A 19,018-nucleotide genomic window follows, 5' to 3' on the forward strand; every position below is an offset into this window, starting at 1 on the left:
GCGGTACATGGCCAGGACCAAGGAGTTCGATCCGGACGCCGCGCTCCAGTCAGCCCTTGAGCTGTTCTGGCGGCGCGGCTACGAGGCGACGTCGATGTCCGACCTCGTCGAGCACCTCGGCATCGGGCGGGCCAGCATCTACGCCACCTTCGGCAACAAGCACGAGCTGTATCTGCGGGCGCTGGACCGCTACCAGGAGTCCTGCGACCCGCAGTTGCTGCGGGAGCTGTCGCAACCGGGCCCGGCGCTGCCCTCCGTCCGGTCGGTGATCCGCCGTTTCGCGGCGGAGTCGGCGGACGCGGGTCGGCGCCTGAACGGCTGTTTCGTGGTCAACACGGCCGCCGAACTCGCCCCGCACGACCCGGCCGCGGCCCGGCGGGTCGAGCACAGCTGGGACCACTTCGAGACCCTGCTGCACTCGGCGCTGACGCGCGCGCAGGCCCAGGGCGAACTGGGCGAGGACCGCGATCCGCGCGCCCTCGCCCGCATGCTGCTGGTCCTGATGCAGGGCATGCGGGTCGTCGGCAAGGCGTCGGCGGACCCGGCCCGGGTGCGGGACGCGGCGGAGCAGGCGCTGACCTTGCTCGACTGAACCGGCCCCTGCCCCGGCAGGGGCTTTTCCCCTGCCCTCATATTGAACCGATCGGTCAAATAAGGGAGACCATGATCATGCCCGACACCACACGCACCACCCGCTTCACCGGCCGTACCGCCCTCGTCACCGGCGCGGGGTCCGGCCTCGGGCGGGGCATCGCGCTCGCGTTCGCCGCCGAGGGCGCGAACGTCGTCGTCGCCGGACGCCGACGCGAACCCCTCGACGCGACCAAGGCCCTCGTCGAGCAGGCGGGCGGCAAGGCACTGGCCGTCACCGCCGACGTGACCAGCGCCGACGACCTGCGGGCGCTCGTCCAGGCCGCTGTGGACCACTTCGGCTCACTGGACATCGCGGTCAACAACGCGGGCGTCCTGGAGGGCGCCGGCCTGCCTCTCGCGGACGTGGACGAGGACGCCTGGCGCCGGATGCTCGACATCAACGTCACGGGCGTCCTGCTCGCCCTCCAGGCCGAGGTCCGCCAGATGCGCACCCAGCCCGGCGGCGGCGCGATCGTCAACATCGCCTCGCGGATCGGCGTCCACGGACGCATCCCCGGCACCACCGCCTACGGCGCCACCAAGGCGGCCGTCTCGATCCTCACCCGCGGCGCGGCCCTGGACCACATCGCGGACGGGGTGCGCGTCAACGCCGTCAGCCCGGGCGCCAGCGCGACGAGCATGTCCCTCCAGCCGGGCGAGACGGAGGCCGGGCGCGCCGAGCGGATGAGGACCGCGGTGCCCCTCGGCCGCGTCTCCACCGTCGAGGAGGTGGCGGCCGCGGTGCTGTACCTGTCCTCGGACGAGGCGGCCTCGGTGGTGGGGACGGACCTGGTGGTGGACGGCGGTTCCACGGCCTGAGAAAACCACTGGAGGCGGGATCCCCGACGTGCTTGCATGACGGCCATGGTGTCCACCGACCGTCTTCTCGCCTTCGCCGCGATGTCGTTCCTGCTGATCGTGGTCCCCGGACCCAGCGTGCTGTTCGTGATCGGGCGGGCGCTCGCCCAGGGCAGGCGCGCCGCGCTGACCACGGTGGCGGGGAACACGGCCGGCGCCTATGTGCTGGTCCTGGCCGTCGCGTTCGGGGTCGGCTCGATCGTGGAGCGCTCGGTCCTGGTGTTCACCGCGCTCAAGCTCGCCGGTGCCGCCTATCTCGTGTACCTGGGCGTCAGGGCGTGGCGGGGACGCGGGTCGCTGCGGGAGGCCTTCGCCGAGGACGTGTCGGGGGCCGGGTCGGGGCCCGGCGGGCTGCGCACCTTCTGGGAGGGGTTCGCGGTCGGGGTGACCAACCCCAAGACGATCGTGTTCTTCGCCGCCGTGCTGCCGCAGTTCGTGGACCGCGCCCAAGGGCATGTGGCCGCGCAGATGCTGCTGCTCGGGCTGGTGTTCAACGTCATCGCGCTGGCGTCCGACGCCGTGTGGGGCCTGGTCGCGGCGACCGCGCGGGGCTGGTTCGCGCGCTCGCCGCGACGCCTGTCCCTGGTGGGCGGGGTCGGCGGGCTCACCATGATCGGGCTGGGTGTGACGGTGGCCGCGACCGGCCGCAAGGACTGACAGATCCTGGGGGCCTTCTGGGCTACACCTTCAAGGCCTGGTACGTCACTCCCGTCAGTCGCTCCGACGCCTCCCACAGCAGCTCCCCCGCCCGGTCGTCGCGCGTCCACGGCGCCCGCCAGGAGGGTTTCGGCGCTCCACGCCACCCTCCGAAGGCCGGCCCGATGAACGCGTCGGGGCGTACGTCGGGTGCCGTCGCCGCGTAGAGCGTGGGCAGCGCGCCCGCGTCCGCGGACTGCGCGAAGAAGCGGTTGCCGATCCGCATGAACCGCTCGCTGCCCTTGCGGCCGGACATCCGGGGGCCCGCGGTCTGGAGGTTGGTCGCCGCGTACCCCGGGTGGGCCGCCGCCGCGATCACGTCCGAGTCGTGTGCCGCCAGCCGGCGCGCCAGCTCGTGGGTGAAGAGCAGGTTGGCGGTCTTGGACCGGGCGTAGGCCGTCCAACGGCGGTACCGGCGCTCGCTGTTGAGGTCGTCGATGTCGATGTTCGCCAGTACGTGGGTCGTACTGGAGACGGTCACCACCCGGGCTCCCCCGGTGGCCAGCAGCGGGGACAGCAGCAGTCCGGTGAGCGCGAAGTGCCCCAGGTGGTTGACGCCGAACTGCGTCTCGAACCCGTCCGCCGTCGTCCCGTACGGCAGCGCCATCACGCCCGCGTTGTTGACGAGCAGGTCGAGACGGTCGTACGAGAATGCCTGCGCGAACTGCCGGACGGAGACCAGGTCCCCGAGGTCCAGGCGGGTGAACTCCACCTCCGCGCCCGGGACTTCGGCGGCCAGCCGGTCACCGGCCGCGTTGCCCCGCGCCTCGCTGCGGCAGGCGAGCACCACCCGGGCGCCGCCGCGCGCCAGCTCCCGCGCGGCGGCGTACCCGATGCCGCTGTTGGCCCCGGTGACCACGGCGACGCGGCCGCTCTGGTCGGGGATGTCCTTCTCGCTCCAGCCGGACATGGCCGGCCTCCCTCCGCCGAAGGGTGCGGTTCAGAGGGTTCAGCGTACGAGCGGCGGGCGCTGGGCGTAATCGTCCGGGAGGGGCCGGGTGTCCAGGTAGAACCATTCGGCGGTGGGGCCGGGGGCACCGGTGTCCAGGGCGGGGTCCCGCGTCTCCGGCTCGGGGAGGTCCGGCACGGTCGTCGCCGTCCTCGCCGGTCCCGGCATCAGCAGCTCCACCCGCAGCCCCATCCCCCGCTGCTGGGCGGTGAACTCCTCGACCTGGTTGCGGCAGGCGTGGTCCAGGTGGGTCACGCCGGTCAGGTCGAGGCGGATACGGGGCTTGCCTGCGGCGGCCGCGGCCTCCAGGGCCTCGATGACCTTGGGCAGCCGCAGGAAGGTGGCGTTGCCGGCCATGACGACCTTGGCGGTGTCCTCCTCGACGTGCTGGCGGACCACGGTCTGGGACATCCGCAGCGCGGCCAGCACGATCCCGGCGGCGAGCCCGATCAGTACGCCTTCGAGCAGCGCGGTCGCCACGATGACCAGCGTGGTCGTCGTCATCACCACGAACTCGCCCCGGTCCTGGCGCCACATCTTGGGGAACTCCTCGGGCGCGAACAGCTTCCAGCCGCTGTGCACCAGGACACCGGCGAGCACCGAGATCGGGATCAGCGCGAGCACCTGCGGCAGCAGCAGCGCGAACGCCAGCAGCCACAGGCCGTGCAGGGTCCGCGAGAGCCGGGTCTTCGCACCGGCCTGGACGTTCGCCGAACTCCGGGCCACCACGGCCGTGATGGGCAGCGAGCCGAGGATGCCGGCCACCGTGTTGCCGGCGCCCTGGGCGATCAGCTCAGTGTTGTAGCGGGTGCGCGGTCCGCTGTGCATACGGTCCACCGCGGCCGCCGTGAACAGGCTCTCCGCGGACGCGATCACCGTGAAGGTGAGGATCGAGGTGATGATCGCGGCGTCCGCGAGCCCCGCGAACTGCTCCCCGCCCGGCACCTGTACGGCCGCCAGCAGATCGCCGACCTGGAGCGTCTTCACGTCCGCGCCGGGCAGTGCGGCGACCCCGATGCCGATGGCCACGGCGACGAGGGCCGCCGGGACCTTCTTGACCGGACCCGGCACCTTCTTCCACAGGAAGCTCAGCACGACGGTGACGACACCGAGCAGTGTGGCGATCATCGCCTGCCGGTCGGTGAGGATGTCGGCGAGCAGCCCGGGGACCCCGGCCATGTTCTCGATCGGGGTGCCGGGCGCCTTGCCGTCGGCCATCGGGTACAGCTGGCTGAACATCAGCGGGAGCCCGATGCCGGCCAGCATGCCCTGGACCACGGCGAGCGAGATCGCCTGGAACATCCGGCCCAGCCGTACGACACCGAGGACGATCTGAAGGATCCCCGAGCCCAGGACGATCACGCCCAGCATCGCCACGCCGTGTTCGGCGACGGTCTCCGCGACGAGCGCGGCGAGTCCGGCGGCGGGGCCGCTGACCTGGAGCGTGCTCCCCCGCACCGCGCCCACCACCAGCCCGCCGATCACCCCGGAGATGATCCCCAGCTCGGCCGGCACCCCCGAGGCGACGGCGACGCCGATGCACAGCGGGAGGGCGACGAGGAAGACGACGAGGGAGGCGGTGATCTCGGTGCCGAGGTCGGACTTGGGGGGCTTGGGGCCACCGGCGGTTGTGACGGTCCCGGCGATTTTGATGGTCCCGGCGGTTTTGACGCCGCCGGCGGACTTGACGGTCCCGGCGGCCTTGACGCTCCCGACGATCTTGGAGGCCCTCGCCCCCCGCGCGTGCGCCCCGCTCATGCGGCGTGCACCCGGAAGCCGCCGTCGTCGTCCAGCTCGTACACCCGCCCGGTGTCGACCTCGTAGTACCAGCCGTGCAGTCGCAGCCGCCCGTCCCGCACCCGCTGCCGCACACTCGGGTAACTGCGCACCGCGGCAAGCTGGTTGACGACGTTGTGCTGGGCCACGTCGGCCAGGGACGGGTCGTCGTCCGCGCCGGTGAGGACGGGGGTGAGCTCGGGGCGGGCGATGCCCAGCCAGGCGTCCACACCCGGCAGCGCGGTGAGGTCGTCACCGGACTTCAGCGCGCCCATCGCTCCGCAGTGTGAGTGACCGCACACGACGACGTCCTGAACCCCGAGCACCTCCAGTGCGTATTCGAGGGTGGCCGCTTCACCCGAGGCCCCATGCCGCCCGTAAGGCGGCACGATATTGCCCGCGTTCCGCAGCTCGAATATCTCTCCGGGCCGCGCTCCGGTAATGAGCGCCGGTATCACCCGTGAGTCCGAGCAGGTAATGAACAGGGCCTCCGGGTATTGCCCCTCTGCCAGTTTCCGGAATTCTCCGAGATCGTCCTCGACCCGCTGTGTGAACGCACGGGCACGGTCCAGCAATGCCTTCAACGGTGGCTCCTCGGTGGGGAGTTCGGCCAGGTCACCTCACCGTAGAGGGGTCCGGGCCAGAGGAAGGTTAAGTGAAAGCCAGAGCCCGGACAGGAATTGAACATTCTTTGCCCCATTACCCGGACGCGGGATCATCTTGTAACGTGTCGAGTCCAATTCACGGAGAGACAGGACGTATGGGCATACGCATACTGCTCATCGAGGACGACGAAACGATCGCCGAACCACTCACCGAGGCGCTGGGCCACTTCGGGCTGACGGTGGATCACGTCGCCACCGGCACCGACGGGCTGAGAGGTCCGTACGGCGATGTCGTCCTGCTGGACCTCGGGCTGCCGGACATGGACGGCATCGACGTCTGCCGGGGCATCCGGCAGGTCTCCGACGTCCCCATCCTCATCCTCAGCGCGCGTGGGGAGGAGGCCGACCGGGTACTGGGGCTGGAGCTCGGCGCCGACGACTATCTCGCGAAGCCGTTCAGCGTACGGGAGTTGGTGGCGCGGGTCAGGGCGGTGACGCGGCGGAGCGGACGGGCGCGGGGGGTGTCAGCGCCGGGTGCCTCGCCGCTCTCGGGTGCCTCGGCGGCCTCACCGCTCCCCTCACCCGATCCGTCGGCTTCTCTGGCGTACGACCCGGAGCCCGCGGTGCCGCCGCAGTCCCCGTCCCCGTCCCCGTCCCCGTCGCCGTACGAGACTCAGCCCTTCCCCTCCTACGAGGCGACGGCGCCCCCCGTCGCCGAGCCCGGTCCGCTGGTGGTCGACCGCCGTACCCGTCAGGTGTGGGTGGGAGAGGCCCAAGTGCCGCTCACGCCCAAGGAGTTCGACCTGCTGGCGCTGCTCACCGAGGATCCTGGCGCGGTGCGTTCCCGGCAGGAGATCCTCGACCGGGTGTGGGATCCGCACTACGAGGGACCGACGAAGACGCTGGACGTCCATGTCGCTGCGCTGCGGCGGAAGTTGGGGCACCCGGGGTGGATCCAGACGCTGCGCGGGGTCGGCTTCCGGCTGGCGGTGCACACCGGGCCGGGCGTACGTGCCGGGTCGGGCGGGGCGGGTGCGCGCAGTGGGCCGAACGCGCACACCGGGCCGGGCGCGCGGCCATGACCCGTCGTCTGCTGCTCAGTTACCTGGGCCTGGCCGCGCTGCTCCTGCTCTGTCTGGAGATCCCGCTCGGCTTCGTGTACTCGCGGGGCGAGCGGGAGCGAGTGGTCAACGCGGCGAAGGACGAGGCCGAGTCGGTCTCGGCGTACGCCGCGCTGTCGCTGGCCGCGGGCCGGGCGGAGCGGGACCTGCCCGGCCGGGTGGCGCACTGCGCGGCGCGGATCGGCGGGAAGGTGGTGATCGTCGACGGTTCGGGCACGCCGCTGGCCACCTCGCATCCGCTGACGCCCGACGCCTCCCGTGCCCTCGCCTCCCGTCCGGGGATCGTGGCCGCGCTCCGGGGCACCTCCACGGCGGACGTCCGGACCTCCACCATCGGCGGGGTCCAGTACCTGTCGGTGGCCGCGCCCGTCGGCCAGGGAGCCCGGCCGGAGGGGGCCGTGTGGCTGACCGTGCCCACCGAGATGGTGCACGAACGCGTGCACCACGTCTGGCTGTTGCTCGCCCTGGGCGGACTCGGCGTCCTCACCGGGGTCACCTTCGTGGCGTTCGCCGTCGCCCGCTGGACCGGCCGCCCGATCCGCGAACTGGAGCGCGCGACACACGAGTTGGCGGAGGGCGGCCGGGCCGCGCCGGTGACGGTGACGAAGGGCCCGCCCGAAGTGCGCAGCCTGGCGGCGACGTTCAACCGCACGGCCGCCCGGCTGGCCCATCTCCTCGCCTCCCAGCGCGCGTTCGCCGGTGAGGCCTCGCACCAGCTCAAGACCCCGCTGGCCGCCTTGCGCCTGCGGCTGGAGAACCTGGAACCCAATGTCTCCGCCCGCGGCCGGGCCAGCCTCACCGCCGCCGTCACGGAGACCGACCGTCTGGCCCGGATGGTCGAGGGCCTGCTGGCGATGGCCCGGCTGGAGGAGAACGCGGCCACCCCGGGCCCGGTCGACATCGGCGCGATCTGCGCCGAACGGCACCGCACCTGGTCCGCGCTCTTCGCCCGACAGGACGTCTCCCTGGTCCTGTTCGCGGGCAGCGTGGGCCCGGTGCTCGCCGTCCCCGGGGCGATCGAACAGATCCTGGACAACCTCCTGTCCAACGCCCTGCGCGCCTCCCCGCCCGCCACCACGGTCACCATCGACCTGCGCCTGCACGCCCCGGCCCGCCGCGCCCTGCGCGACGCCCGCCCCTGCTGGGTCGACCTGCACGTCACCGACGAGGGTCCCGGTATGACGGCCGAGCAGCGCACCCGCGCCTTCGACCGCTTCTGGCGCGCCCCCGGCGCCCCCAAGGGCGGCACCGGTCTCGGCCTGCCCCTCGTCCAACGCCTGGCCCACGCCAGCGGCGGCGAGGCGAGTCTGCACCCGGCCACCACGGGCGGCCTGGACGCCGTCATCCGCCTCCCGTCCGCGGAAGCGGGTCCCCGCCGGCGGGAGGTGCCGGTGCTTCCGGTACGGCATGCCTCCGGCGGCCATGCGAACCGTACGGCCACGTCACGCCTTGTCCATGACACGTCAACCCCACAGGTCTAGGGTCCGTGACCGCGCGTCCCTGTCACCGATCGGTGGCAGGCGGTCACGACTCACCTTGGAGCAAGCGTGGAACGTCGTAGCCCCAACCGCCCGACCCCTCTCCGAACCCCCCTCGGCGTGGAGCGCCGCGCCTTCCTCCGCGCGGCCGTGATCGGCGGTTCCGCCGCCGCCTTCGGCGGAACCCTGTGGCGCGGCGCCGCGTACGCCGCCCCCGCCCAGCCCGGCGCCGGCCCCTACGGGTCGCTCGGCGCGGCCGACGCCAATGGCATCAGACTCCCGGCCGGCTTCACCAGCCGCGTGATCGCCCGCTCCGGCCGGACGGTCGCCGGAACGTCGTACACCTGGCACAACGCCCCGGACGGCGGCGCCTGTTACGCCGACGGCACGGGCTGGATCTACGTCTCCAACTCGGAGATCAACCCGTCGGGCGGCGCGAGCGCGGTGCGCTTCTCGTCGAACGGGACGATCACGTCGGCGTACCGGATCCTGTCGAACACCCGCACCAACTGCGCGGGTGGGAAGACCCCTTGGAACACCTGGCTGTCCTGCGAGGAGGTGGACCGCGGCTACGTCTACGAGACGGACCCGTGGGGCGTCACGGCCGCGGTCCGCCGGGACGCGATGGGCCGCTTCAAGCACGAGGCCGCCGCCGCGGATCCGGTCCGCCGGGTCATCTACCTGACCGAGGACGAGTCCAACGGCCGCCTGTACCGCTTCGTCCCCACCACCTGGGGCGACCTCTCCGCCGGCACCCTCCAGGTCCTGGTCGCGGGCACCGCCACGTCCGGCTCCTTCACCTGGACCACCGTCCCCGACCCCGACGGCTCCCCCACCTCCACCCGCACCCAGGTCTCCGGCTCCAAGTCCTTCAACGGCGGCGAGGGGTGCCACTACGCCGACGACAAGGTCTGGTTCACGACCAAGGGCGACAACCGGGTCTGGCAGCTCAACCTCACGTCCAACACCTACGAGTTGGCCTACGACGACTCCCTGGTCACCTCCGGCACCGCCCCGCTCACCGGCGTCGACAACATCACCGGCTCCTCCTCCGGCGACCTCTTCGTCGCCGAGGACGGCGGCTCCATGGACATCTGCGTGATCACCCCCGACGACGTGATCGCCCCCTTCCTCCGCATCGACGGCCAGTCCGGCTCCGAGATCACCGGCCCGGCCTTCTCCCCGGACGGCACCCGGCTCTACTTCTCCAGCCAGCGGGGGACGAGCGGGAGTTCATCGGGCGGGATCACGTACGAGGTGACGGGGCCGTTCCGCCAGTAGCACCCCGCGGACAGGGCGCCAGGGATTGCACGCCGGGCACCGGACGCCGGACTTACGGAGAGCTACCTTCCGGTCACGTCACAGTCACATCACAGGTCCTTCATATCTCCACCACACCTTCCGCCCCTCAATAGGTTCGTCACCTCATTTCCGGCCGATCGCCCATCAGTGATCAGCCACATGGTTTTCACCACGAACCGCGAACCTGGAAGGACCAGTTGTGAACCTGCTCCCGCTCCGTAAGCCCGGCGCCATCGCCGTAGCCGCGCTCGCCCTGGCCGCCCTCCCGGCCACCGCCTCGGCCCACGACGGCAACCACCCCTTCACCAACTGCACCGAGGCCTACTCCAGCGGCTACGCCAACATCTCCGCGGGCGACGAGCACTACGGCAAGCACCTGGACCGCGACGGCGACGGCATCGGCTGCGACAGCCCACCCCCGGGCTTCGAACAGGCCGACGACGACAAGACGGACACCGGGAACACCGGGAACACCGAGACGACCGACCCCGCCACCCCCCAGACCCCGGACCTCGCCGAAACCGGCGGCAGCGACACCACCGTCTACCTCGCCACCGGCGGCTCGGTCGCCCTCCTCGCGGGCGGCGCGGTCCTCATGGCGGCCCGCAGGCGCCGGACGGACCGCTGACACACGGCAAAGGGGCGGCACCCCTTCCAGGATGCCGCCCCGAGCACCACACCCCGCGCGACCCTCAGTCCCTCCGGATCAACTCGGGATCGATCCGCCGCCCCACCAACGGCAACGCCACCTGCACCGCCCGCAACGGGCGGACTCAGCCACGGCCGGGCCTGTACTGGTAGGCGTAGCGCTGCGTGGGCGAGCAGTTGTCCGGGCGCGGTGGTCGCAGCCGCCGATGATCACGGAATGCAATGCACCGAAAGCGCAGAGAAACGATCGCTCTGCCTCATCACCACCGCATCAGGTGACACCGGCTCACCTGCGCGAAGCTCAACCGTCGCGTCTCCCAGATCAGCTCAGCCGCGTCGATGAGCATCGGTCCAGGGGCCGACTCTCCGGGGAGGGGGAGATCGGCCAGGGCTGCCAGGTGACCGGCGGGGATGCCGAGGGTGTGGGCGGAGGCCACCAGGAAGTCAGGGGTGATGGGTAGCCGGCCGTGGCCCATCTGCCCGACGGTGGCTGCGGACAGGTAGAGGCCCGACATCGAGTACAGCGCGCGGGCGCCGCCCGACCAGGTCAGGTTCCGGTTGGCCAGCATCCGTACCAGCACGGCTCCGAAGCTCGGTTCGTAGCGTTCGTAGGGGCGCGGCGAAGGAACCGGACGGGTCCGCTCCTCCTGGGGCAGCCCTCGTACGAAGGCGAGCAGCGCCGCTCTCCGCCCCGGCGACAACCGCCTCGCCTTCATGACCAGCCGGGGCACACCGGACCCGGCCGTGGAGTCCAGCGGGGCCAGTTCCTCGGGAACGTCCACCCCGGCGAGGGCGAAGACGTCCGGGGTGCGCAGATTCAGCGCGGGCGCGAGCCGGTGCAGCAGTGCCGGATCGGGGGCCGCGCCGTCGAGCACCTCGCGCAGATCGGGTTCCGGCACTCCGGCCAGTCCCGCCAACCCGCCCGCATCCAGCCCACGGTGACGCGACGACCGTGCCAGCAGCGCACCGAATCCAGGATGTTCCGTCATTCCGCCAGGGTAGGCAGCACGAAAGGGCGGCACCCCCCGCACGGGACACCGCCCTCTCTTCGTGATCCGGAGCCGCCGACCATCGGTGAGGGTCGGTCGGGGACGATCGGCGGCTCCGGGGTCTCGAACAGGCCGCGTGGGCTACCGGTGGTCGCTCCCCGCGGACTGCGACGCCGCGCGTCCCGCCTCCAGTCGGGCGACCGGGATGCGGAAGGGGGAGCAGGAGACGTAGTCGAGGCCCACCTCGTGGAAGAAGTGGACGGACTCGGGGTCGCCGCCGTGTTCGCCGCAGACGCCGAGCTTGAGGTCGGGGCGGGTGGCTCGGCCCGCCTCGACGGCCAGCTTGACCAGCGAGCCGACGCCGTCCTTGTCGATCGTCTCGAAGGGGGAGACGCCGAAGATGCCCTTCTCCAGGTACGCCGTGAAGAAGGAGGCCTCCACGTCGTCGCGGCTGAAGCCCCACACGGTCTGGGTGAGGTCGTTGGTGCCGAAGGAGAAGAACTCCGCCGCCTCGGCGATCTGACCGGCGGTCAGCGCGGCGCGCGGGAGCTCGATCATCGTGCCGATGGCCAGCTTCAGGGAGGTCCCCGTGGCGGCCTCGACCTCGGCGACGACCTGGTCGGCCTCCTCGCGGACGATCTCCAACTCCTGGACGGTGCCGACGAGCGGGATCATGATCTCCGCGCGCGGGTCGCCCTTGGCCGCCTTGCGTTCGGCCGCGGCCTCGGCGATGGCCCGTACCTGCATGGTGAACAGGCCGGGGATGACCAGGCCGAGGCGCACACCGCGCAGACCGAGCATCGGGTTCTGCTCGTGCAGGCGGTGGACGGCCTGGAGCAGGCGCAGTTCGTTCTCGTGGGGCTCCTGACGGGACTCGGCCAGCGCCACCCGGACGGACAGCTCCGTGATGTCCGGCAGGAACTCGTGCAGCGGCGGGTCCAGCAGACGGATCGTGACCGGGAGGCCGTCCATCGCCGAGAACAGCTCCACGAAGTCCTGCTTCTGGAGCGGGAGCAGCGCCTTCAGCGACTCCTCGCGCTCGTCCTCCGTGTCCGCCAGGATCAGCCGCTCCACCAGCTCACGCCGGTCACCGAGGAACATGTGCTCCGTACGGCAGAGCCCGATGCCCTGGGCGCCGAAGCGCCGCGCGCGCATCGCGTCCTCGGCGTTGTCCGCGTTGGCGCGGACCCGCAGGCGCCGCTTGCGGTCCGCGAAGGCCATGATCCGGTGGACGGCCTCGACCAGTTCGTCGGCGTCCTGGGCGCCGGCGTGCATCCGGCCCTCGAAGTACTCGACGACCGGGGAGGGGACGACGGGCACCTCGCCCAGGTAGACCTTGCCGCTCGACCCGTCGATCGAGATCAGGTCGCCCTCCTCCACCACATGACCGCCCGGCACCGTCATCCGGCGCCGCTTGGTGTCGACCTCCAGCTCCTCCGCGCCGCAGACACAGGTCTTGCCCATGCCGCGCGCGACGACGGCCGCGTGGGAGGTCTTGCCGCCCCTCGACGTCAGAATGCCCTCGGCCGCGATCATGCCGTCGAGGTCGTCGGGGTTGGTCTCCCGGCGGACCAGGATGACCTTCTCGCCCGACCGCGACCACTTGACGGCCGTGTACGAGTCGAAGACCGCCTTGCCGACCGCCGCACCCGGCGAGGCCGCGATGCCCCGGCCGACCTGCGCGACCTTGGCGTCCTCGTCGAAGCGGGGGAACATCAGCTGGGCCAGCTGCGCACCCGTGACCCGCTGGAGCGCCTCCGCCTCGTCGATCAGGCCCTGGTCCACCAGCTGGGTCGCGATACGGAAGGCGGCGCCCGCGGTCCGCTTGCCCACGCGGGTCTGGAGCATCCACAGCTGCCCGCGCTCGATGGTGAACTCGATGTCGCAGAGGTCCTTGTAGTGGTTCTCCAGGGTCTCCATGATCTGCATCAGCTGGTCGTACGACTTCTTGTCGATCGACTCCAGCTCGGCGAGCGGGACCGTGTTGCGGATGCCGGCCACCACGTCCTCGCCCTGGGCGTTCTGGAGGTAGTCGCCGTAGACGCCCTGGTGGCCGCTGGCGGGGTCGCGGGTGAAGGCGACGCCGGTGCCCGAGTCGGGGCCGAGGTTGCCGAAGACCATGGAGCAGACGTTGACGGCGGTGCCCAGGTCGCCGGGGATGCGCTCCTGGCGGCGGTAGAGCTTGGCGCGGTCGGTGTTCCAGGAGTCGAAGACCGCGTGGATGGCGAGGTCCATCTGCTCGCGCGGGTCCTGTGGGAAGTCCCGGCCGGCCTGGGCCTTGACGATCTTCTTGAACGTGGTGACGAGCTTCTTGAGGTCGGCGGCCTCCAGCTCGGTGTCGACCGTGACCTTCTTGGCCGACTTGGCCGCCTCCAGCGCGTCCTCGAAGAGGTCGCCGTCGACGCCGAGGACGGTCTTGCCGAACATCTGGATGAGGCGCCGGTAGGAGTCCCAGGCGAAGCGGTCGTCGCCGGCCTGGGCCGCCAGGCCCTTCACGGACTTGTCGGAGAGGCCGATGTTGAGGACGGTGTCCATCATCCCGGGCATGGAGAACTTGGCGCCGGAGCGGACGGAGACCAGCAGCGGGTCGTCGGCCTGGCCGAGCTTCTTGCCCATGCGCTGCTCCAGCGCGTCGAGGTGCGCACTCACCTCGTCACGCAGTGCCGCCGGCTCCTCGCCACTGTCGAGGTAGACCTTGCAGGCCTCGGTGGTGATCGTGAACCCGGGAGGGACCGGAAGACCCAGATTGGTCATCTCCGCGAGGTTCGCGCCCTTGCCGCCGAGGAGGTCCTTGAGGTCCTTGTTGCCCTCGGTGAAGTCGTAAACGAACTTCACGCCCTCAACGCGCGCGGTCTGATCGGCTCCATGGGGTTCTTTGTTTTCCGACACGGGTCTCGACTCCTCGAGGACGCGGTGGCTGCCCTGACGGCGAGGAACATACCCAGATCGAAGGCTTCTGGGTACGTCCACTCGCGCGTCATACGCCCGTAACCAGTCGTCCGCCAGCGGATCGAAAGTCAAGGCTTGGCAAGCGTCGACGGGCGCATGTTTTCACTTCTTGAACGCACCACCACCCAAACGACCCGGATTGCGCTCACCTGAGCGGTCATCGGCACGTCTGATTTCGATCGATGAACGATCAAGGGGTGGCACTCAGTGCCACCCCTCCACGAAGTGCAGTCGCGCATGATCCGCTCATCTGAGCGGTACCCCTATCAAGGGTGGCGAGAATCACGCTTCCACAGTCGCCCGGATTTCACCATGCGGACGGCGGTCCGGGACCGAAACCCGTCCGTCACACGCCCAGCACCGACAGCCGTTCCTCCACCCGCTCGGGCGCGTACAGGTGCTCCACGACCATCGCCCCCGCCCCCACCAGCCCGGCCCGCTCCCCGAGCCGCGAGGTGACGACATCCAGGTGGGCGGTGGAGCGGGGCAGCGCCCGCTGGTAGAGCAGTTCCCGCACGCCCGTGAGGAAGGCGGTTCCGGCCAGATCTCCCGCGATCATCAGCACGCCCGGGTTCAGCAGGGTCACCACGGTCGCCAGCACGTCCCCCACCTGGCGCCCGGCCTCACGGGCCAGCGCGGCGGCCTCGGGATCGCCCGCCGCCAGCAGATCGCGCACGTCCGAGCCCGACGCCGCCGGCACCCCGGCCTCCGCCAGCCGCCGGGCCACGGCACCGCCGCTCGCGACGGCGGCCAGACAGCCGCGGGAACCGCACCGGCACAGCGCGTCCGCCCCGACCCGGATGTGACCGATGTCCCCGGCGCCGCCGTCGACGCCCCGGTAGACCGAGCCGTGCACCACCACGCCGGCACCGATACCCGTGGAGACCTTGACCAGCACGAACGCGGAGCAGCCGGGGTAGGTGGTGCGCTGTTCGCCGTACGCCATGAGGTTGGCGTCGTTGTCGACCAGGACCGGGACCGCCCCGGCTCCGGTGTGCTCGCTGAAGGCTCTGGCCAGGCGCGCTCTTATGTCGTAGCCGTCCCAGCCCGGCATGATCGGCGGCTGGACGACCCGGCCGGTCTCGGTGTCGACCGGGCCCGGGACCGCGAGCCCGATGCCGCAGACCTCCTCGGCACGGCGGCCCGCCTTCTCCAGCAGCTCGGCGAACCAGTGCCCCAGCTCACCGAGGACGACGTCCGGGCCGTCCTCGACGACCGCCGTGCCGCTGTGCTCGGCCAGGATCTCGCCGGTCAGCGACAGGACGGCCGCGCGGGCGTGCCGGGTGTCCAGGTCGGCGGCGAGGACGACGGCATGGGCGTCGTCGAATTCGAGGGTGATCGAGGGCCGGCCGCCCAACGGGGAGTCCACCGGGCCCCCGGCGCCCTCGCGCAGCCAGCCCGCGCGGAAGAGCCGGTCCAGGCGCTGGCCGACGGTGGCGCGGGAGAGCCCGGTCACCTGCTGGAGCGCTCCACGCGTGACCGCGCGTCCGCTTCGCACCAGTTCGAGCAGATCTCCGGCGCTCCCCTGACCTCGCCCAGCCATGCGCACCCCCTTGTGTTTCTCAAGACTGCATTACATATTGAGTTTTGCGTGTTAAATAGACGTAACCCTACGGTAGCCAAGACCGAACCGATCGGCCGAACATCTTCGGGGAGCCCCGAGTGGATCGCACTGCCCAGCTGACCGCACCCGCTGTGCCGCACACCGTCGTATACGAACCGGACACCGCGACACATCCGCTGCACGTCAGGGCCGCCCGGGTGCTGGCGGACAACTGGACGGGCGCGTCCACCGTTCCCTCGCACGGCCTGTACCCGCACCAGTGGTCCTGGGACTCGGCGTTCATCGCGATCGGCCTCAGGCACCTGTCGCCGTTACGGGCCCAGACGGAGCTGGAGACCCTGCTGGACGCCCAGTGGGGCGACGGGCGGATCCCGCACATCGTCTTCAACCCCTCCGTACCGCTCGACGCGTACTTCCCGAGCCCCGACTTCTGGCGCTCCTCGACCGCGGGGCGCGCCGCGGGCGCCCCGCGCACCGTACAGACCTCCGGCATCGTGCAACCACCGGTGCACGCGCTGGCGGCCTGGCTGGTGCACCGCGCCGACCCCGGCCTGTCCCGGGCGCGCGGCTTCCTCACCCGGGTCTATCCCCGCCTGGCCGCCTGGCACCGCTATCTGCTGCACCGCCGCGACCTGGGCGGCGCCGGCCTCGCCTCCGTGGTGCACCCCTGGGAACAGGGTATGGACAACAGCCCCAGCTGGGACCTCCCGCTCTCCCGCGTCACCCCGGCCCCGGCCCGCTCCTTCCGCCGCGCCGACCTCGCCCACGGAGCCCCCGAGGACCGCCCGACCGACCTCGACTACGGCCGGTACGTACGCCTGGCGACGGACTACCGGGACGGCGAATACGCGGACGGCGACGGCGAGTTCGCGGTCGAGGACCCCGCCTTCAACGCCCTGCTGATCGCCTCCGAACACGCCCTGGCCCGCATCGCACGCGAACTGGGCGCCCCCGGCACGGCCCGCCACGCCCGCGCGGAACGCCTGACGACAGCCCTGGTGGAACGGCTCTGGGACCCCGCGGAGGGCATGTTCTTCTGCCGGGACGTACGCGAGGGCGGCCTGATCCCCGAGCGCGGGGTCTCCGGCCTGATCCCCCTCCTCCTGCCAGGCCTACCGCGCGAGACGACGGCCGCGCTGATCCGCACAACCACCGGCCCGCACTTCGGCCTCGGCTCCACCACCCGCCTCGTGCCCAGCTACGACCTGCTCGGCGAGGCCTTCGACCCGCACCGCTACTGGCGCGGCCCGGCGTGGTTCAACACCGCCTGGCTCATGGAGCGCGGACTGCGCACCCACGGCGAGCACGAGCGGGCCGACGCACTCCGCCGGGCCGTCCTCGCCACCGCCGACAGCTCCGACTTCGCGGAGTACGTCGACCCGTACACCGGCGAGGCCTGCGGCGCGACGGGCTTCAGCTGGACGGCGGCGCTCACGCTCGACCTGCTGCACGACGATTCCATGCACAGCACCGGCCATGTCACGGACGTCAGGGGAGGGAACCGGGGATGACACAGCGGCAGCATCTGCTCGTGCACGGCGGAACGTTCGCCGCCGTGGGCGACGGCGGAGACATCAGCGGCGTGCGGGGCGGCACTTCCCCGGACGGCTTGTTCGTGCGGGACGCCCGGCATCTGAGCCGTTGGCAACTGACGGTCGACGGCGCGGTGCCGGAGTCGCTCACGCCGGTCGCGGACGGGGACACGGCACGCTGTGTCCTCGTCCCGCGCGGCGGCCGCAACGAACCCCCCGCCCACACCCTCTTCCGCGAACAGGCCGTCGGCGACGGCTCGTTCGTCGAGTCCCTGCGGGTCACCAGCAACCGCCCGGTACCGACGACGGTCCGCCTCGCCCTCACCGTGGACGCGGACTTCACCGACCAGTTCGAACTGCGCTCCGACCACCGCACCTACGCCAAGATCGGCGTCACCCGCTCCCGCGAGGTCCTCGACGACGGCGTGGAGTTCACCTACCGCCGCGGCGAATGGCGTTCGTGTACGACGGTGAAGACCGAGCCCGCCCCGGACGGCGTCGAGGAGACCGGCACCGGCGCCCGCCGCCTGGTCTGGACGCTCGACCTCGACCCGCACGGCTCGGCGGAACTCCTGCTCCGCGTGATGGCCCGCCCCCACGGCGACAAACGAGCCCTCCGCGTCCCCCGCGACCCCGCCGCCGTCAACCGCCAACTCCTCTCCCTGGAGGGCGAGTTCGTGGAGGGCATCGCCTTCCCCACCGGCTGGCCCGAACTCGCCGCCGCCTGCGCCCGCGGCCTGGCCGACCTCGCCTCCCTCCAGGTCCCGGCAACGGGCCTGGACGGCGAGGAGTTGCGCGTCCCGGCCGCCGGAGCCCCCTGGTTCCTCACCCTGCTGGGCCGCGACGCCCTCCTCACCTCCCTCTTCGCCCTCCCCTACCGCCCCCAGCTGGCCGCAGCGACCCTCCCGGCACTCGCCGCGACCCAGGCCACCAACACCGACCCGGAGTCCGTCGCCCAGCCCGGCAAGATCGTGCACGAGGTCCGGCACGGCGAACTGGCCCACTTCGCCCAGGTCCCCTACGGCCGCTACTACGGCTCGGTCGACGCCACCCCCCTCTTCCTCGTCCTCCTGGGCGCCTACGTCGAACAGACCCGGGACCTCACCCTCGCCCGCCGCCTCGAACCCCACGCCCGCGCCGCGATCGCCTGGATGCTCGACCACGGCGGCCTCACCTCTCGCGGCTACCTCGTCTACCGCGCCGACCAGGGCGGCCTGGCCAACCAGAACTGGAAGGACTCCCCCGGCGCGATCTGCTCCGCCGACGGCACCCGGGCGAGCGGCCCGGTGATGGCCGCGGGCGCCCAGGGCTACGCCTACGACGCCCTGCGCCGCACCGCCTGGATCGCCCGCACCGTCTGGGAGGACGAGACCTACGCGGCCCTCCTGGAACAGGCCGCCGCCGACCTGCGCGACCGCTTCCAACGGGACTTCTGGATGCGGGACCGCGCCTTCCCCGCCCTCGCGCTCGACGGCGAGGGCCACCAGGTCGACGCCCTGGCCTCCGACGCGGGCCACCTCCTCTGGTCCGGCCTGCTCGACAAGGAGTACGGCGAACTCGTGGGCCGCCGCCTACTGGAACCCGACTTCTTCTCCGGCTGGGGCGTCCGCACCCTGGCCTCCGGCCAGTCGGCCTACCACCCCCTCTCCTACCACCGCGGCTCCGTCTGGCCCCACGACAACGCCCTGATCACCCTGGGCCTGGCCCGCTACGGCCTGCACGACGAGGCCCGCACGGTGGCCCACGCCCTGGTCGACGCGGCGACGGCGACGGGCCACCGACTCCCGGAGGTCCTGGCCGGCTACGGCAGGGAGACCCACGGCGAACCGGTGCCGTACCCGCACGCCTGCGTGCGGGAGTCCCGGTCGGCGGCGGCACCGCTCGCTCTGCTGACGGCGGTCGGGGGCGCGTAGCGGCC

At 71.7% G+C, this 19,018-nt stretch carries 15 protein-coding genes; 9 read left to right on the forward strand and 6 right to left on the reverse strand.

Translation table 11 applies throughout. The features are described 5' to 3' along the window. Positions 1–7: 7 nt before the first annotated feature. The 3 genes from K4B79_RS16250 (at position 8) to K4B79_RS16260 (ending at position 2,148) form a co-directional block, all read left to right on the forward strand. Positions 8–592, forward strand: coding sequence for a TetR/AcrR family transcriptional regulator (locus K4B79_RS16250; protein WP_232027296.1), 585 nt, complete (start codon positions 8–10; stop codon positions 590–592). Positions 593–669: 77 nt separating this feature from the next. After that, positions 670–1,452, forward strand: coding sequence for an SDR family NAD(P)-dependent oxidoreductase (locus K4B79_RS16255; protein ID WP_232027297.1), 783 nt, complete (start codon positions 670–672; stop codon positions 1,450–1,452). Positions 1,453–1,497: 45 nt separating this feature from the next. Beyond that, positions 1,498–2,148: a LysE family translocator gene (locus K4B79_RS16260; RefSeq protein WP_232027598.1), complete on the forward strand. Its 651-nt coding sequence runs from the start codon at positions 1,498–1,500 to the stop codon at positions 2,146–2,148. Between the two features lie 22 nt (positions 2,149–2,170). On the opposite strand, the gene K4B79_RS16265 is transcribed toward K4B79_RS16260, so the two are convergent. Genes K4B79_RS16265 through K4B79_RS16275 form a run of 3 tightly spaced genes read right to left on the reverse strand, consistent with a single transcriptional unit; the run spans position 2,171 to position 5,496 of the window. Beyond that, positions 2,171–3,097, reverse strand: a complete 927-nt coding sequence (locus K4B79_RS16265; protein ID WP_232027298.1) for an oxidoreductase — start codon at positions 3,095–3,097, stop codon at positions 2,171–2,173. 39 nt (positions 3,098–3,136) lie between these two features. Then, positions 3,137–4,894 (reverse strand): SulP family inorganic anion transporter, encoded by a 1,758-nt coding sequence (locus K4B79_RS16270; RefSeq protein ID WP_232027299.1) that lies wholly within the window; start codon positions 4,892–4,894, stop codon positions 3,137–3,139. Beyond that, the gene (locus tag K4B79_RS16275; protein WP_232027300.1) at positions 4,891–5,496 is read right to left on the reverse strand and encodes a carbonic anhydrase; all 606 of its coding nucleotides are present in this window, start codon (positions 5,494–5,496) and stop codon (positions 4,891–4,893) included. Before K4B79_RS16275 ends, K4B79_RS16270 begins: the two co-directional genes overlap by 4 nt. Before the next feature lie 176 nt (positions 5,497–5,672). On the opposite strand from K4B79_RS16275, the gene K4B79_RS16280 reads away from it, so the two are divergent. The 4 genes from K4B79_RS16280 (at position 5,673) to K4B79_RS16295 (ending at position 10,046) form a co-directional block, all read left to right on the forward strand. Further along, the gene (locus K4B79_RS16280; protein WP_232027301.1) at positions 5,673–6,599 is read left to right on the forward strand and encodes a response regulator transcription factor; all 927 of its coding nucleotides are present in this window, start codon (positions 5,673–5,675) and stop codon (positions 6,597–6,599) included. Beyond that, entirely contained in the window at positions 6,596–8,119 is a 1,524-nt protein-coding gene (locus K4B79_RS16285) for a sensor histidine kinase (protein ID WP_232027302.1), read from the forward strand. The genes K4B79_RS16280 and K4B79_RS16285 overlap by 4 nt, the downstream gene beginning before the upstream one ends. Positions 8,120–8,236: 117 nt before the next feature. After that, complete coding sequence (locus K4B79_RS16290) at positions 8,237–9,397, forward strand: alkaline phosphatase PhoX (protein WP_232027600.1); 1,161 nt, start codon at positions 8,237–8,239, stop codon at positions 9,395–9,397. Positions 9,398–9,623: 226 nt separating this feature from the next. Continuing rightward, positions 9,624–10,046: an excalibur calcium-binding domain-containing protein gene (locus K4B79_RS16295; RefSeq protein WP_232027602.1), complete on the forward strand. Its 423-nt coding sequence runs from the start codon at positions 9,624–9,626 to the stop codon at positions 10,044–10,046. Positions 10,047–10,326: 280 nt separating this feature from the next. Here K4B79_RS16295 and K4B79_RS16300 read toward each other — a convergent pair whose 3' ends face one another. From K4B79_RS16300 to K4B79_RS16310, 3 genes are all read right to left on the reverse strand, one after another. Then, a complete protein-coding gene (locus tag K4B79_RS16300; RefSeq protein WP_232027303.1) occupies positions 10,327–11,055 on the reverse strand; it encodes a hypothetical protein in 729 nt (242 codons plus the stop codon). A gap of 141 nt (positions 11,056–11,196) precedes the next feature. Further along, a complete protein-coding gene (ppdK, locus tag K4B79_RS16305; protein WP_374208472.1) occupies positions 11,197–13,944 on the reverse strand; it encodes a pyruvate, phosphate dikinase in 2,748 nt (915 codons plus the stop codon). A gap of 406 nt (positions 13,945–14,350) precedes the next feature. Further along, positions 14,351–15,547 (reverse strand): ROK family protein, encoded by a 1,197-nt coding sequence (locus K4B79_RS16310; protein WP_232027305.1) that lies wholly within the window; start codon positions 15,545–15,547, stop codon positions 14,351–14,353. Between the two features lie 119 nt (positions 15,548–15,666). Between K4B79_RS16310 and K4B79_RS16315 the strand changes: the two genes are divergently transcribed. Both K4B79_RS16315 and K4B79_RS16320 read left to right on the forward strand, forming a co-directional pair. Then, a complete protein-coding gene (locus K4B79_RS16315; RefSeq protein WP_232027306.1) occupies positions 15,667–17,079 on the forward strand; it encodes an MGH1-like glycoside hydrolase domain-containing protein in 1,413 nt (470 codons plus the stop codon). Next, on the forward strand, positions 17,076–19,013 hold the full coding sequence (locus K4B79_RS16320) for an amylo-alpha-1,6-glucosidase (RefSeq protein WP_232027307.1): 1,938 nt from the start codon (positions 17,076–17,078) through the stop codon (positions 19,011–19,013). The genes K4B79_RS16315 and K4B79_RS16320 overlap by 4 nt, the downstream gene beginning before the upstream one ends. Positions 19,014–19,018: the final 5 nt, after the last annotated feature.

This window comes from Streptomyces lincolnensis, from assembly GCF_021173675.1.
Classification (GTDB): domain Bacteria; phylum Actinomycetota; class Actinomycetes; order Streptomycetales; family Streptomycetaceae; genus Streptomyces; species Streptomyces lincolnensis_B.

Bases quoted from the DNA above. Each gene is read 5' to 3' on its own strand.
- K4B79_RS16260 (WP_232027598.1), top strand. From the start codon at position 1,498: ATGGTGTCCACCGACCGTCTTCTCGCCTTCGCCGCGATGTCGTTCCTG.
- K4B79_RS16250 (WP_232027296.1), top strand. From the start codon at position 8: ATGGCCAGGACCAAGGAGTTCGATCCGGACGCCGCGCTCCAGTCAGCC.
- K4B79_RS16310 (WP_232027305.1), bottom strand. From the start codon at position 15,547: ATGGCTGGGCGAGGTCAGGGGAGCGCCGGAGATCTGCTCGAACTGGTG.
- K4B79_RS16280 (WP_232027301.1), top strand. From the start codon at position 5,673: ATGGGCATACGCATACTGCTCATCGAGGACGACGAAACGATCGCCGAA.
- K4B79_RS16320 (WP_232027307.1), top strand. From the start codon at position 17,076: ATGACACAGCGGCAGCATCTGCTCGTGCACGGCGGAACGTTCGCCGCC.
- K4B79_RS16255 (WP_232027297.1), top strand. From the start codon at position 670: ATGCCCGACACCACACGCACCACCCGCTTCACCGGCCGTACCGCCCTC.
- K4B79_RS16285 (WP_232027302.1), top strand. From the start codon at position 6,596: ATGACCCGTCGTCTGCTGCTCAGTTACCTGGGCCTGGCCGCGCTGCTC.
- K4B79_RS16300 (WP_232027303.1), bottom strand. From the start codon at position 11,055: ATGACGGAACATCCTGGATTCGGTGCGCTGCTGGCACGGTCGTCGCGT.
- K4B79_RS16270 (WP_232027299.1), bottom strand. From the start codon at position 4,894: ATGAGCGGGGCGCACGCGCGGGGGGCGAGGGCCTCCAAGATCGTCGGG.
- K4B79_RS16265 (WP_232027298.1), bottom strand. From the start codon at position 3,097: ATGTCCGGCTGGAGCGAGAAGGACATCCCCGACCAGAGCGGCCGCGTC.